Below are 14105 nucleotides of genomic sequence, written 5' to 3' on the forward strand. Positions count from 1 at the left end.
GAAGGATCTTATAAGGTTTATAAGGAGCTTTCTGCTGAGCTTGAAAAAGAGCTTGCGGACTTGAAAAAGCTAATGGAAGATAAAACGATAAAAAAATTCACTCCTGCTATTTAATCCACTATTTATTGTTATTTAATGAAAAGAAGAAACATAATTGTAGCACTAAGCCTGGTTGGAGTTGTCTGTTGTACAGCCTTTTCTGAAATAGAGGCGCAGACCCTGGTTCCTGACACTTCGCTTGGCTACTTTAAGGGGATGAAATACAGGAATGTCGGCCCTGCCAGGGGCGGACGATCATTAGCAATAGCCGGGTCTGCGTCAAGAAAAAATGAATACTACTTTGGAGCTGTTGGTGGTGGCTTATGGAAAACCGTAGACGGTGGCCTTACATGGAAACCTGTTACTGACGGACAACTGAATAGTTCGTCTGTTGGGGCAATAGGAATTTCTTCTTCTAATCCCGATATCATATATATTGGTATGGGGGAGTCAGAGTTTAGGGGTAATATTATGCAGGGCGATGGTATATATAAGTCTGTAGATGCGGGCAAAACATGGAAAAATGTTGGGCTTAAAAATTCTCAAACTGTTTCAAGGATACGTGTTCATCCTACTAATCCAAATATAGTTTACGCGTCTGTCCTCGGAAATCCCTTTGGGCCAAATGAAGAAAGGGGCGTTTTTAAAACAATTGATGGTGGGTTAACCTGGAAAAAGGTTTTGTATAAAGGAGACAAAGCGGGGGCGGAAGACCTGATTATTGATCCAAATAATCCTGATGTTATATATGCTTCTATTTGGGAGGTGTACCGTACTTCATGGAAAATGTGGGGGGGAGGAGGTGCCTGTGGATTGTTTAAATCAACAAATGGAGGTGATACCTGGACTGAATTAACTGCTAAACCAGGAATGCCTAAAGCTCCTATTGGAAAGATTGGTGTTACCGTTTCTCCGGTAGATTCTAAGAGAGTTTGGGCAATAGTTGAAGCGCATAATGGTGGTGTTTTTCGTTCTGATGATGCCGGAATGACCTGGAAGCAGACGAATAGCGACAGGAAATTGCAACAGCGGGCATTTTATTATAACCGAATTTATGCTGATCCAAAAGATAAGGAGGGTGTTTACTTATTAAATGTGGGCTTTTTTAAATCCAAAGATGGAGGAGTTAGGTTCGACAAAGCCATTCGCGTGCCACATGGTGATAATCATGATCTGTGGATTGACCCAACTGATCCAATGAGGTTAGCTGAAGCTAATGACGGTGGGGGTACAATTTCCGTTAATGGAGGAGAAACCTGGACAGATGAGGATTTTCCTACAGCTCAGCTTTATCATATAATAGCAACTAATGACTTTCCATATCATGTGGCCGGAGCTCAGCAGGATAATAGTACCATTGCAGTTCCAAGTGAGGACTGGGCGCATATGGCCACGCGTACGAATTCCAACAAGAATATTCCATATTCCTATGCTGTTGGTGGTGGGGAAAGCGGTTATATTGCTCAGGATCCTAAAAATCCTGATATTTTTTATGCTGGTAGTTATTCCAATACACTTACCCGGATCAATCGTAAAACAGGTGAAAGACGTGATGTTGAGCCTTATCCACGTTATTTTATGGGAGAAGCTGCAAAGACATTGCCAGAGCGTGTGCACTGGACGTATCCAATTGTTTTTTCTCCTGTGGATGCTAAAAACCTGTACGTTACCTCCCAGCATGTATGGATGAGTAATAATGAGGGGCAGACCTGGGAACGAATTAGTCCAGACCTTACTTATGCCGATACCACTACTATGGGAGAAAGTGGGGGTGTGATCACACTAGATATGAGTGGTCCTGAGCTATATGCCACAGTATACGCTTTGGCCCCTTCGTATCATGATGTGAATACAATTTGGGCAGGCTCTGACGACGGATTGATACACATTACACGCGATCATGGAAAAAGCTGGCAAAATATAACCCCTAAGGACGTCCCTAAACATTCAAGAGTAAGTATTATTGACGCATCCCGCCATAAAGCCGGCACTGCTTATGTAGCTATCAAAAGGTATCAGATGAATGACAGGGCACCTTACATCTATAAAACAGATGATTATGGGAAAACCTGGAAGAAAATAGTACATGGAATACCTGAGGATGATTTTGTACATGTGGTAAGGGAGGATATTACCAAACCAGGTTTGCTATACGCAGGTACTGAACATGGAATGATGGTGTCATTTGACGATGGAGAAAACTGGGGTTCTCTTCAGCTAAACTTGCCCAATACCCAGGTTTCTGATATAGTGGTTACCGAAAAAGACATCGCTATTGCCACTCATGGAAGATCTATGTATATTTTGGATGATATTGCGCCTGTAAGAGAGCTGAGTTCTGAGGTAATGAAAAAGCAGGTGCATTTATTCAAGCCATATTATTCAGTAAGGAAGGTTCAGAATGCCGTATTCCAATATTATCTTGGTAAAAGTGTGGACGATCTGAAAATTGAAATACTAGATCCTTCCGGAAAAGTAGTTCAAACTTTAAAAGGAGAAAAGCCAAAACCAAAAACTGAAGGCGAGTCTTCATCAGGAGATGACGATGAATCTCCAGTAGCTGCACAGAAGCCTCCAACGATGAACAAAGGACTTAATATTTTTACATGGGACTTGCGCTATCCTGGTGCAGTTGCTTTTAAGGGTATGGTATTGTGGTCTGCCCGACCACAGATGGGGCCAATGGCGCTTCCAGGAATTTATCATGTACGTCTTACTGCGGCAAACGAAACGCTTACCCAATCTTTTGAAATTAAATTAGATCCGCGCCTGCAAAACATTACTGAGGCAGATATAAAGGAGCAGTTTGAGCTGGCCAGTCTGATTAGTGCTGATGTTACAAAGGCCAATGAGGCAGTAATAAGGATCAGGACTATAAAAGAAAAGATTACTGCGGCTGGTGCAAGTGCAGCAAATAAAAAGGTGCTTCAGCAGCTGAGCTCCATTGAAGAAGCCTTATATCAGGTTAAAAATCAAAGTAATCAGGATCCGCTCAATTACCCAATCAGACTTAATAATAAAATGGCTTCGCTTCAACGAATAGTAGAAAGTGGAGAAGCAAAGCCTACGGATGATTCCTACAAAGTGTATAAAGAGCTGTCAGCTGAAATAGCTAAGCAGATAGAAGATTTAAGTGTGCTTTCTAAAAATAAGGCCCTTAAAAAGTTCATGCCTGCGCCCTAATATATTCACATTACAAGATATTTTCTAAAACAAAAACCCGATAGTAAAGGGGAGGCAATGGCCGCCTCTTTACTATCAATATTTGACTATTTAATTATTTTTATAAACCTGTTAACACTCGCTTAAATGATGCATGATGTTATATTAATTATAGGTGCAAACGGCCAAATAGGAAATGCACTCGTCCCATACCTACAACAAAATTATGGGTATGAGCGTGTTATATTGTCAGACATTACTCCATTAAATCCTTCGATTGGAATTGTGGAGGCCTTTGATGCTACAGACGCTACTGCACTTGTTCAAGTGATTAAGAAATATAAAGTAACCCAGATCTATCATTTGGCGGCTATCTTATCCGCAAAAGGGGAATTAGATCCGTTGTGGGCATGGGACCTCAATATGCAGTCTATGTTAAACGTATTTGAGGCCGCAAGGCACAATGGAGTACAAAAGGTGTTTATGCCCAGCTCTATTGCGGTTTTTGGCAGTAGCGCTGCAAAGATTAACACTCCTCAGATGGCATATCTTGATCCCTCTACCGTCTATGGTGTAAGCAAAGCCGCTGCGGAAAACTGGAACAATTATTATTTCATAAAATATAAACTTGACATAAGATCCATACGTTATCCTGGAGTGATCAGTTATCAATCTATGCCAGGCGGGGGTACAACCGATTACGCCGTTGAAATGTATCACAGGGCTGTATTAAAAGAGAGCTATACTTGTTTTTTAAAACCTGAAACAAAACTCCCAATGATTTATATAGATGATGTCATTAGGGCCACCCTTGAACTAATGGAAGCCGAGGGTGACTCAATTAAAACGCGAACTTCTTATAATTTATCGGGTATGAGTTTTAATCCTTCGGAACTTGAGTTTGCCATAAAAAAGCATTGCCCGGACTTTAAACTTGGTTATTTACCAGATTTTAGGCAAGTTATAGCTGATTCATGGCCAAAATCAATAGATGACTCCGAAGCTCAACACCAATGGGGCTGGAAACCATCATTTGATCTGACAAAAATGACAGAAGCGATGCTTAGCCAATTGACAAGGAAATATAATCTTGTTGGATTAAACCAAGACAAGGTATAAGTACAAGGATCTTAAATAGATTAAATGCATGTGTGTGCTTAATTTCCTTAAGTACAAATGTACTGTTTAAGGTGCCTATATTATCGATCTTAGAAAGTTTGTATTTTACAAAGTCATGGTATTCGTCAAGGCTTCCTATGTTAATTTTTAGCAAAAAATCAACTTGCCCCGCTATGTGATAGCATTCCTGAACTTCATCAAGTTTTTTAATCTCCTGTTCAAATTTCTCAATGAAGGCTTCATTGTGGTATCTCATTGAAACCTGGCACATGGTTGTTATTGGTTGTTTAAGTAAGATCTTATTTAGGATTGCCACATATCGTTTTATGTAATTATGGGATTCCAGGCGTTTTATTCGTTCGTATACGGGCGAAATGGAAAGGTTTAGTATTGACGCAAGTTCTTTTGTAGTGATTTTTGCATTCTGTTGTAAGTTTTTTAAAATGATTTTGTCGATTTCGTCTATTTGTTCCATATTCCCATTTTTTTTAAAACCAAGTAAATAGTTTTGTTATCTGTAAAACTTACTCTTTTAAAGAAAATAGTTGGTTTTTTGTGTGATATCGATTAGTATTTAACCGCTATATTGTAAATATGCAATAAATTGAAATTATTTATTGTAAAATTTCTATTTCAAAATTAGTTTCCAAGTGCGTTAAGGTATTTTTCAAACTATTTTTGTAATGTTTTTGCGATGAAATTGCCAATTGCTATGACTTTATGTATGTTGACTCAATATTTAGAGTTGCATTTTAAGTTCTGGAAAAATAAACATGAAAATATCAGTATTAAATAGGAAGGTTCATTATTGGGGATCTATAATCATTGCTGTTCCTTTAATTCTGACAATAGGCACCGGGATTCTTTTACTGTTAAAAAAAGACGTTGCTTGGGTGCAACCGCCTACGGTAAACGGTGTTGGACATGTGCCTCTGATCAGCTTTGATAGGCTGTTTAAAGCTGTAAGTGCGGTTAAGGAAACAAAGGTGTCTTCCTGGGAACACATCAAGCGGATAGACATCCAGCCTTCAAAGGGCCTTGCTAAAATCATATCGGGCAATAATTATGAAGTACAGGTAGACACTGAGACTGGAGAAGTGATTCAAGTCGCTTACAGAAGGTCAGATATCATAGAGGCTTTACATGACGGAACATTCTTTCATGATGATGCTAAGTATTTTGTTAGTATGCCGTCTGGGTTGATATTATTTATTTTATTGTTGACCGGAATTGTGTTGTTTTTTCAGCCATATTTTGTAAAATATAAGCGGAAGCGAAGGAGTAGTGCTTCTAGATGATGCGCAGGCGTTTACTAGGGGCAAAGAGATAAATGCTGCTTGCCGGTGAGGGCAGTTGCGACTTAATTAAAACAAACAGCCTTAGTGTAATATATACGTGAAAAGGTTCTTTTTTGACTTCCATTGCGAATAATATTCCGTTCATAATTTATTTTCTAATAAATACCATCGTTATTTCCCGTTAAATAGATCATAACAGGAATATTTCTTGATTTATAGGTTGTCTAAAATTTAAAGTTTTAAAGCATAGAACTTTACAACATCAATATAAACTTTCTCTATTTGATGGAAACGACAAAAAAACACAATTTCGGCGCTGGACCATGCATCCTTCCCTCATCTGTGATGCAACAGGCAGCCAGTGCGGTGATCAACTGGAACGATAGCGGGCTTTCTATACTTGAGGTTTGGCACCGCTCACCTGAATTTGAATCGGTGATCTTGAAAACACAACTCTTAGTACGTGAATTATTAAAAGTGCCGGATGATTATTCTGTACTTTTTCTTCAGGGTGGAGCAAGTACCCAGTTTTCAATGGTCCCGCTAAATTTTTTAACTAAAAAAGGCGCATACCTGGATACTGGATATTTTGCCCGCAAAGCAATTAAAGAAGCCAGTTATTATGGTCATGTTGAGGTATCTGCTTCTTCAGGTGACAGGGATTATAGCTATATTCCTGATTGCGACTTTGCTAAGTGCGATGCAGATTATATCCATTGCACGTCTAATAATACTATAGAAGGCACTGAAATTTTTAGTTTTCCACAGTCTGGTGTCCCGCTTATTTGCGATATGTCTTCTGACATCTTCTCAAGGGTCGTCAATGTCCGTGATTTTGATCTTATATATGCCGGGGCACAGAAGAATATGGGGCCTGCGGGAATGACTCTGGTAATTGTAAAAAATGGGTTATTGGATAAAGTAAATAAACCTTTGCCGTCTATGTCTGACTACAGGGTTTTTAAAGACAATCAAAGTATGTTTAATACACCGCCGGTATTTTCAATATATGTATCCATGCTCAATATGCTTTGGCTGAAGGATAATGGGGGTGTAGAAGCCATAGAACAGCTTAACATCAGGAAGGCTGCCAGGTTATATGCCGAAATTGACCGTAACCCGTTGTTTACCGGGCTTGCGGGTTTGGCTCATCGCTCGAGAATGAACGTGACTTTTAGAACAGTTGAGCCGGCACATGAAAGAACATTTTTGGATTTTGCACTGGAATGCGGAATCGTAGGAATAAAAGGATACCGCACTGTAGGAGGATTTCGGGCTTCACTTTATAATGCACTTCCGCTTGAAAGTGTGGATACTTTGGTTAAAGCAATGCAGGCCTTTGAAGAACTGATGAAATCTAAAAGGAAAGTGTCTGATATCGAACTGACATACTGATATGTCCAGAATTAAACCTTTTAATGCGCTCCGGCCCAATGAAGGCTGGTATAAAAACTTGCTTGGTATAACTGGCGGATCTCCCGATAAAATAGGATTACTCAAAAAGCTGCTGGAACCCAGAGGTGAAAAGGCAGAGGAAAACTGGAAATTGAAAAAGTATTTACATTCCCTGGAAACCCTGTTGCATGGCGGAAATTATGTCGTTGACGAAAGTCCTGCGGTCTATATCTATGAACGTGAATCTTTAGCCGGATCACAGTTTGGAATATGGGTGCTTACCAGTTTGCAGGATTTAAAAGATGGTAAAATACTGAAACATGAGGAAACACTTTCCAGACATGAGGAAAGACTTCAGATGTACCGGGAAGAAGTTGGACTGGAAGGCAGTCCGGTCCTTTTAACCTATCATCGCCAGCCGGAAATAAACTCGCTGATCGAAAAGTCTGCTAAATGTACTCCTGATGCAGATTTCTTTTATGAAGGAAGTCATCATCGCTTATGGAGTGTAAAGGATAAGATTTCTATCGCTGCTTTCCAGATGGCCTTTGAAAAATTAGAAAATGTCTATGTTGCAGATGGACATCATCGCCTCGCCTCGGCAGCGGCAATGCATAGGATCTCACCACAATGGATCACTACTTTATATATTTCTGCGGGACAGTTAAGTTGCAGTGCTTTTCACAGAATGATCCTGCCCAATATTGAATTTTCTGATTCGGGTTTTTTAAAAACCATTGATCAATACTTCCGTGTTTCAATTATTTCCGCGAATAAACCCTTTGTACCTTCAGTAAACCACAGCCTTGGTTTATTTTATAAACAGCAATGGTACCTGCTGGAGTTAAGAGAGGAACAGACTGTATTGATGGAGGAGCCCGATGTGAGGATTCTTCAGGATAAAATTCTCGATCCGGTTTTTGGAATTAAAGATCCCCGAACTGATCCTCAGCTGATCTCGTGGCCGGCAAATCAATGGAATGAGATGCTGGAGAGCAGCAATGGTAATGCTGGAGTAATCTTATTTACACTGCACCCACTCAGTATATGTGAACTTATTCAACAGGCAGAAAAACAGGCAGTATTGCCGCCGAAATCAACCTATATAGAACCAAAATTACCTTATGGCTTATTAGCATACACCAATAAAATTACAAGAAAGAACATGAAAGGAATTTTAAATGCATAATCTGAAAATCTCTAAATCGATAACTAACAGAAATGAAGATTCATTGAACCGGTATTTACATGACATAGGGAAATATAGGTTGATTGGCGCTGAGGAAGAGATCATGCTGGCAAAAAAGATAAAAGCGGGAGACGCATCTGCTTTAAATATGCTGACCAATGCAAATTTGAGATTTGTAGTTTCCTGTGCCAAAAAATATCTGAATAAAGGCCTTGCATTGTCAGATTTAATCAATGAAGGGAATATAGGGTTGATTAGAGCTGCGAAACTGTTTGACGAAACCAGGGGATTTAAGTTCATTAGCTATGCTGTGTGGTGGATTAGACAAGCGATGGATATTGCCGTTAAAGAGCAGGTCAGATCGATCAGGGTACCACTCAATAAACAACTTGGGATGGCCGGCGTACTGAGACAAATTGATAAGCTGGAACAAAAGCTTGAAAGGGAACCTACCTTATCTGAGATTGCCGAAGCAATGGGAAAATCGGAGGCCCAGGTGGCAGACTTTATGCAATCCACTGCCAGAACCTCTTTTCTTGATGATTACATTCCGGACGGAGACCATGAGCGTTCTTCACTAATGGATTTTATAGAGGATACCAGCGAGAGGGCCGTTGATGACTGGATCGAAGTGGAGTCAAGAGGTATTGATCTTGCTCAAATGATGACCGTTCTCACAGATCGGGAAAGGAAGGTTTTAGTGATGTTTTTTGGTGTATCTGATTGTAAAATAAGCGGTTTGGCGGAGATAGGTGCGGAGTTGAAACTAACAAAAGAGCGCATCAGGCAGATCAAGAAATCCGCCATTGAAAAGCTCAAAAAGATACCGAAACATGGATACTTTACCGATTATATTCAATGAGTTTACCCTCGGAAACAGGGATACAATTTCAGTAATCTTACTTAGTGTTGTCATTTTTCTGATAGCCTTTAACAAATTTAGGGCCTCACGAAAAAAGACATCTAAAAATGATGATGAGAAGTTTTGGTATTGAAAAGGGGCGGTGCGCTGTATGCACCGCCCTTCTATTTTTCAGGATTTTGGTTTCAATTTAAAACCGGTTTCGTATTTGGATTCTGAAATTACAAAGAAACTCTCCACAGACCCGATATTGGGAGCAATGGAAAGCTTCTCCAATATAAATGTATTATAGGCCCCCATATCTCTAACAACTATTTTTAATATGAAGTCCCATGTTCCACTCATGTGATAACATTCCATTACTTCTTCAAATGCGGTAATGTGTTGTTGAAATTCGGTTAGCGCTTTATTGCTGTAGTCCTTGATCTTGATTACTGTAAATACCGCCATTTCTTTGTTAATCTTGTTCCTGTCAAGGAGCGTTACGAACTTTTTAATTATTCCTGCTTCTTGAAGCCGCCTGATCCTTACCTGTATTGCGGAAAGTGATTTGTTGGTTTTCCAGGCTATTTCTTTGTTGGTGAGCCTTGAGTTTTCCTGAATTAGATTTAAAATACCCACGTCTGTGGGATCAAGTCCGTTTACATTCATTATGATAATAAGTTAGTTACGTTTAGTTTGCCTTAGTGTACTTAATACATTAATATTAAGTATGTTATGGCTGCGCTAATTTATGCAAAATATACTTAGATATATAGCTGCATGTTAAAAGGAGCCGATTTTTATAGGTACTGATTTAAAAATTAGATATATTAGATGCGGAGGATGTTTTTCAGCACTTTAATGGGCCTATGGATCATGAAAGAGGGTTTAAGAGTTTAAATGCTAAAGAGTGTGCTGAAGTGTTTCCTTCAGTAATTGACAATGCCGAGCGACATTTTTCTGTTGCACATTACATATCCACGATCTATGAATATCCTAATGCTGTTGCCCATTTAATACTTGGAGCCGAGGAACTCGTAAAAGCTACCATGCTGATCCTTAAAAGCAGGTCGATCCCGATTAAAGATGCGACAGGGTATGATATGCAGTTTTTTGCCCACGGCAGCGGACATTATGTGCTGAAAGATTTCTTTTCTGTGTGGCTGGGCATAAGAGAAATACTGAACGTCAAAAGATCAAAACATGAATATACTTTAAAGGATATGTTTAATATGGTTGTATCCGGTTTCATAGGGATTATAAAAGGTAAAGATCAGTATCACTGGTGGGAAAAAGCAGATGCACTGAAGCAAAAGTGTTTATATGTTGATTTTAGCAACGGTTTGATCTTACCGGATGTTCAAGTTTCAAAATCAGATTTTAATCAGGCCTATCACCATGTTTATGCCTTTCGATATGAATTTTATCTGCTTCACCATAAAATGGTCAATTGTTCTGAGGCCGAACTCACAGAGTTTCGTGAGCAGCTGGAAGACAGAGAATTTATTGAACTGCTTGGTGAGACGATCAGGCGAAAAAAAATTAGTTTCTTATCTTAGATCTATGAAACCATCATGGGCTAATGTCCACAAACAGTAATGTATATAGCTCATGATAGCTTCATGACAATTAAACCGAGCCGCGCGAACTCATGAACACAAAAAATAAACACAGGTGAATAAACCGCCGAAGGCAACTTGAAGGTCTTAAAAATAATCAACACTACTGAAAAAACAAATATATACAGATGAAAATCGCTACTTATAATGTCAACGGCGTAAACGGACGTTTGCCCGTATTGCTACGCTGGCTGGATGAAGCCAAACCAGATGTGGTGTGTCTGCAGGAGCTTAAAGCACCACAGGAAAAGTTTCCTGAGGCAGCGATAAAGGATGCCGGATATAATGCCATCTGGCATGGACAAAAGAGCTGGAACGGAGTGGCGATCCTTTCCCGTGGTATGGAGATCAAAGAAACAAGGCGGGGTTTGGACGGTGATCCGGAGGACTTGCACAGTCGTTACATAGAAGCATTAATTAATGGTGTAGTAATAGGCTGCTTGTATCTGCCAAACGGAAACCCGGCTCCGGGGCCTAAGTTCGATTATAAGCTGAACTGGTTTGAGCGTTTTTCAGCCCATGCTGCGAAGCTGCTTACCTACGATGTTCCGGTGGTGCTTTCGGGTGATTATAATGTAATGCCCACAGAACTGGATGTATATAAGCCTGAGCGTTGGGTTGATGATGCTTTATTCAGACCTGAGACTCGCTCTGCCTTCAAAAATATCGTGGATCAGGGCTGGATCGATGCTTTGCGGACATTGCATCCGGGTGAGAAAATCTATACGTTCTGGGACTATTTTCGCAATGCCTATGGTCGGGACGCAGGTCTCCGTATTGACCACTTTTTGCTTAGCCCGCATTTAAAAAACCGGCTTAGTGCTGCTGGTGTAGACCGGCATGTTCGCGGATGGGAAAAGACAAGCGACCATGCACCGGTATGGATCACGCTTGAAATGGGATCCCTTTAATGAAAAAGGACAAGTGCAGAAACCTGCGCTTGTCCTTTTCGTGCCCGAAGAGAGACTCGAACTCTCAAGGATTGTACTCCAACGGCTTCTGAGACCGCAACGTTTACCAATTTCGCCATCCGGGCAATTGAAATTCTCAAACAGAATCCTTTAGCGCTGGCAAATATAATATTATTCAAGCAACCCCAAAGGAAAAAATCACGTACTTTTTAAAAAAAGGAGGTACAAAATGAGAACTTATTACATAATACTCGCTATGACAATATTTTACGTACTTGCCTGGCACATGATGTAAGTCCATTATTATTATCTTTGCGCCATGAATGAGATAGCTGCTATTTTTGACATGGACGGAGTCATTTGTCATACCAATCCGTACCACTCCATTGCTTTCAGAGAATTTTTTGCAATACGTAAATTAAATCCAACAGATGAAGAATTTGCGCTCCATATGTTTGGAAAGAGCAACAGCTATATCCTCAGCCATTTTTTACAGCGACCGGTAACAGGTGATGAACTGCAGCAGCTTGAAGATGAAAAGGAAAGCCTGTTTAGAAAGATCTACGAATCGCATGTGGAACCAATAGCAGGACTGGTTGATTTTATAACAGATCTGGAAGACAACGGTGTAAAACTTGGCGTGGCCACTTCTGCTCCCCAGGCAAATCTGGAATTAATATTGAGTAAAGTATTGATTCGTGAAAAATTGGGATCTGTTATGGCAAGTGAACATGTCAAACATCATAAACCTGATCCGGAAGTATATCTGACTTCTGCGGCTAACCTGGGTATCAGCCCGATGCAATGCGTGGTCTTTGAAGACTCTTTTTCCGGAGTTTCTGCAGCGATCGACGCGGGTATGAAAGTGGTAGGGGTACTGACTTCACATACCAAAGAAGAACTGCCCCCATGCGACTTGTATATCAACGACTATTCCGGTCTTTCCTATCACAGCATCAGGAATTTGTTTAATGCATGACGGTTTATCGTGTACCCTCACAAACTCCCTTGAAATAACCAACAGATTCGGCAATTCCTGCTAAAGGATCTTTCATGTCTTTTTCATATTCCAGTCCGCAATACCCTGAATAACCTGTTTTTCGGAGCATTTTTACGAAAGCAGGAATATTGATCACTCCCCGTCCAAGTTCACAGGTAGAGCCTGTTTTGGTTGCAGCAGTAATATTTTTTAAGTGCATGTCGAAAATTCTTTTGGAATATTTTTGCAGATCGGCAACAGAGTCATGTCCGGCCCTCGCATTGTGGCCCATGTCAAAGCAGATCCCAACGCGCGGATCAAGATCTTTGATGAGCTGATATATGCTTTCGGCAGTAGGATATAATTCGTCTTCCGGCCCGTGGTTATGTATGGCATAGCGGATGTTGTATTCTTTCGTTTTCTGAGATACATAAGCAAGATCATCATGTAGTGGAATACCAATGATCAGGTCAACACCGACGCGCTTAGCGTAGTCAAAAGCATTATCTATATCTTTTTTTGTTTTCGTGTAAATGGGGCCTACTCCATAACCTGTCACACCACTTTCTTTCAATGTAGCATGAAAGGCCGCTATCTGCTCGGCTGTGCTTTTGTAAGGCAAATGGAAATCTTTAATGCACAAATAATGCGCATCAACTTTTTTCATCATTTTCAGCGACTCTTCCAGGTTGAAATTTACAAAACTGTATCCGGCGATGGCTAACTTGAAAGTATCGTCCTTTGCTTTTGAATTTTCTGAAAGACCGGGTTTAGCAAAGATCGATGGAACGTTTACGATTGTACCGGCAGCTATCCCTACCATTCCCTTATATAAAAAGCTTCTTCTGGTGTTCATGTGTTTAATGGCTTATAATTGATTAAAGGCTAATATAAAACTTAATTGTGAAGCGCTTATGTAAAGTTTTTATTGATGATAGCGTATCCATGTTTTTTTGGTAACTTTAGGTAAAGCCAAATAAAAATGACCACCGATTAACTAAACAGTGCAAAAAATATCTAATAAATATGGAAACACATGAGATTAAATCATTGCTTGAAGTTATCGATCAGCAAGTAAGTTCTTCTATCCTGGGCGGAATGGAAGAGCAGTATGAGGAACTTGAGCAGATGGGATTAATTACGATAGACAGGCGGTCCATTCAGCATTCGGCTGCTATCACTCCAGCCGGACTTGATTTTATTGGACATAATTATTTACATTAAATGCTTATTTTCAGCTTTTCAACCAAGCTAAGCTGTAAATAAAGAAGAATTAATGAAGATACTCTATGTAAATGTTGCGCTGTTCCTGTTGTGTGTTTTTCAATCTCTGGCGCAAAATCGACCCTTAGGATTGTTGACAGACCTGCTTTCCAATACAGATAGAGTTTATATCAATGGATACGTATCATCGATTCCTCTTTGGGCTGTTGATGAAGCTATTGAACCGGTTCAATTTGCGCAGATCCGCTCTTCCCGTCCTTCTCTTAGCTGGATTGTACCCGGAAAGGATAATGGAACAGCTCAGACAGCTTATCATATAATCGTTG

Annotated in this window: 14 protein-coding genes and 1 tRNA gene; 11 read left to right on the forward strand and 4 right to left on the reverse strand. The window is 40.1% G+C overall.

Translation table 11 applies throughout. The annotated features are described in order from the left end of the window. The first annotated feature begins 135 nt into the window (after positions 1-135). Both VK541_RS02500 and VK541_RS02505 read left to right on the forward strand, forming a co-directional pair. Positions 136-3222 carry a WD40/YVTN/BNR-like repeat-containing protein gene (locus VK541_RS02500; RefSeq protein ID WP_324366599.1) on the forward strand — a complete coding sequence of 1029 codons (3087 nt, stop codon included), beginning with the start codon at positions 136-138 and terminating at the stop codon, positions 3220-3222. Positions 3223-3348: 126 nt separating this feature from the next. Beyond that, entirely contained in the window at positions 3349-4320 is a 972-nt protein-coding gene (locus tag VK541_RS02505; RefSeq protein WP_324366601.1) for an NAD-dependent epimerase/dehydratase family protein, read from the forward strand. Here the strand turns inward: VK541_RS02505 and VK541_RS02510 are convergent. Further along, positions 4265-4795 carry an Lrp/AsnC family transcriptional regulator gene (locus VK541_RS02510; protein WP_324366604.1) on the reverse strand — a complete coding sequence of 177 codons (531 nt, stop codon included), beginning with the start codon at positions 4793-4795 and terminating at the stop codon, positions 4265-4267. The genes VK541_RS02505 and VK541_RS02510 overlap by 56 nt on opposite strands. A gap of 298 nt (positions 4796-5093) precedes the next feature. On the opposite strand from VK541_RS02510, the gene VK541_RS02515 reads away from it, so the two are divergent. From VK541_RS02515 to VK541_RS02530, 4 genes are all read left to right on the forward strand, one after another. Further along, complete coding sequence (locus tag VK541_RS02515; RefSeq protein ID WP_324366606.1) at positions 5094-5618, forward strand: PepSY-associated TM helix domain-containing protein; 525 nt, start codon at positions 5094-5096, stop codon at positions 5616-5618. Positions 5619-5903: 285 nt separating this feature from the next. Next, a complete protein-coding gene (serC, locus tag VK541_RS02520; protein ID WP_324366608.1) occupies positions 5904-7013 on the forward strand; it encodes a 3-phosphoserine/phosphohydroxythreonine transaminase in 1110 nt (369 codons plus the stop codon). Position 7014: 1 nt separating this feature from the next. Then, positions 7015-8202, forward strand: a complete 1188-nt coding sequence (locus VK541_RS02525) for a DUF1015 family protein (protein ID WP_324366610.1) — start codon at positions 7015-7017, stop codon at positions 8200-8202. Continuing rightward, on the forward strand, positions 8195-9064 hold the full coding sequence (locus tag VK541_RS02530) for an RNA polymerase sigma factor RpoD/SigA (RefSeq protein WP_324366612.1): 870 nt from the start codon (positions 8195-8197) through the stop codon (positions 9062-9064). Before VK541_RS02525 ends, VK541_RS02530 begins: the two co-directional genes overlap by 8 nt. A 171-nt stretch (positions 9065-9235) precedes the next feature. Here the strand turns inward: VK541_RS02530 and VK541_RS02535 are convergent, their stop codons facing one another. Continuing rightward, complete coding sequence (locus VK541_RS02535) at positions 9236-9715, reverse strand: Lrp/AsnC family transcriptional regulator (protein ID WP_324366614.1); 480 nt, start codon at positions 9713-9715, stop codon at positions 9236-9238. Between the two features lie 200 nt (positions 9716-9915). Here VK541_RS02535 and VK541_RS02540 point away from each other — a divergent pair, with 200 nt between their 5' ends. Continuing rightward, the gene (locus tag VK541_RS02540) at positions 9916-10605 is read left to right on the forward strand and encodes an AbiV family abortive infection protein (protein WP_324366616.1); all 690 of its coding nucleotides are present in this window, start codon (positions 9916-9918) and stop codon (positions 10603-10605) included. 188 nt (positions 10606-10793) lie between these two features. Beyond that, positions 10794-11576, forward strand: a complete 783-nt coding sequence (xth, locus tag VK541_RS02545; RefSeq protein ID WP_324366618.1) for an exodeoxyribonuclease III — start codon at positions 10794-10796, stop codon at positions 11574-11576. 41 nt (positions 11577-11617) lie between these two features. Here the strand turns inward: xth and VK541_RS02550 are convergent. Continuing rightward, positions 11618-11701, reverse strand: a tRNA-Leu gene (locus VK541_RS02550). Positions 11702-11895: 194 nt separating this feature from the next. On the opposite strand from VK541_RS02550, the gene VK541_RS02555 reads away from it, so the two are divergent. Beyond that, positions 11896-12555 carry an HAD family phosphatase gene (locus VK541_RS02555; protein ID WP_324366621.1) on the forward strand — a complete coding sequence of 220 codons (660 nt, stop codon included), beginning with the start codon at positions 11896-11898 and terminating at the stop codon, positions 12553-12555. A gap of 4 nt (positions 12556-12559) precedes the next feature. On the opposite strand, the gene VK541_RS02560 is transcribed toward VK541_RS02555, so the two are convergent. Beyond that, positions 12560-13411, reverse strand: coding sequence for a sugar phosphate isomerase/epimerase family protein (locus tag VK541_RS02560; protein ID WP_324366623.1), 852 nt, complete (start codon positions 13409-13411; stop codon positions 12560-12562). Positions 13412-13581: 170 nt separating this feature from the next. On the opposite strand from VK541_RS02560, the gene VK541_RS02565 reads away from it, so the two are divergent. Beyond that, on the forward strand, positions 13582-13779 hold the full coding sequence (locus tag VK541_RS02565) for a hypothetical protein (RefSeq protein ID WP_324366625.1): 198 nt from the start codon (positions 13582-13584) through the stop codon (positions 13777-13779). Positions 13780-13831: 52 nt separating this feature from the next. Continuing rightward, the coding region (locus VK541_RS02570) for a hypothetical protein (protein ID WP_324366627.1) at positions 13832-14105 on the forward strand (274 nt) is incomplete at its 3' end.

The organism is Pedobacter sp. (assembly GCF_035317785.1).
Classification (GTDB): Bacteria; Bacteroidota; Bacteroidia; order Sphingobacteriales; family Sphingobacteriaceae; genus Pedobacter.

Excerpts from the sequence above, each read along its gene's own strand:
- VK541_RS02500 (WP_324366599.1), top strand. The coding sequence starts at position 136 with ATGAAAAGAAGAAACATAATTGTAGCACTAAGCCTGGTTGGAGTTGTC.
- VK541_RS02505 (WP_324366601.1), top strand. The coding sequence starts at position 3,349 with ATGATGCATGATGTTATATTAATTATAGGTGCAAACGGCCAAATAGGA.
- VK541_RS02510 (WP_324366604.1), bottom strand. The coding sequence starts at position 4,795 with ATGGAACAAATAGACGAAATCGACAAAATCATTTTAAAAAACTTACAA.
- VK541_RS02515 (WP_324366606.1), top strand. The coding sequence starts at position 5,094 with ATGAAAATATCAGTATTAAATAGGAAGGTTCATTATTGGGGATCTATA.
- serC (WP_324366608.1), top strand. The coding sequence starts at position 5,904 with ATGGAAACGACAAAAAAACACAATTTCGGCGCTGGACCATGCATCCTT.
- VK541_RS02525 (WP_324366610.1), top strand. The coding sequence starts at position 7,015 with ATGTCCAGAATTAAACCTTTTAATGCGCTCCGGCCCAATGAAGGCTGG.
- VK541_RS02530 (WP_324366612.1), top strand. The coding sequence starts at position 8,195 with ATGCATAATCTGAAAATCTCTAAATCGATAACTAACAGAAATGAAGAT.
- VK541_RS02535 (WP_324366614.1), bottom strand. The coding sequence starts at position 9,715 with ATGAATGTAAACGGACTTGATCCCACAGACGTGGGTATTTTAAATCTA.
- VK541_RS02540 (WP_324366616.1), top strand. The coding sequence starts at position 9,916 with ATGGATCATGAAAGAGGGTTTAAGAGTTTAAATGCTAAAGAGTGTGCT.
- xth (WP_324366618.1), top strand. The coding sequence starts at position 10,794 with ATGAAAATCGCTACTTATAATGTCAACGGCGTAAACGGACGTTTGCCC.
- VK541_RS02555 (WP_324366621.1), top strand. The coding sequence starts at position 11,896 with ATGAATGAGATAGCTGCTATTTTTGACATGGACGGAGTCATTTGTCAT.
- VK541_RS02560 (WP_324366623.1), bottom strand. The coding sequence starts at position 13,411 with ATGAACACCAGAAGAAGCTTTTTATATAAGGGAATGGTAGGGATAGCT.
- VK541_RS02565 (WP_324366625.1), top strand. The coding sequence starts at position 13,582 with ATGGAAACACATGAGATTAAATCATTGCTTGAAGTTATCGATCAGCAA.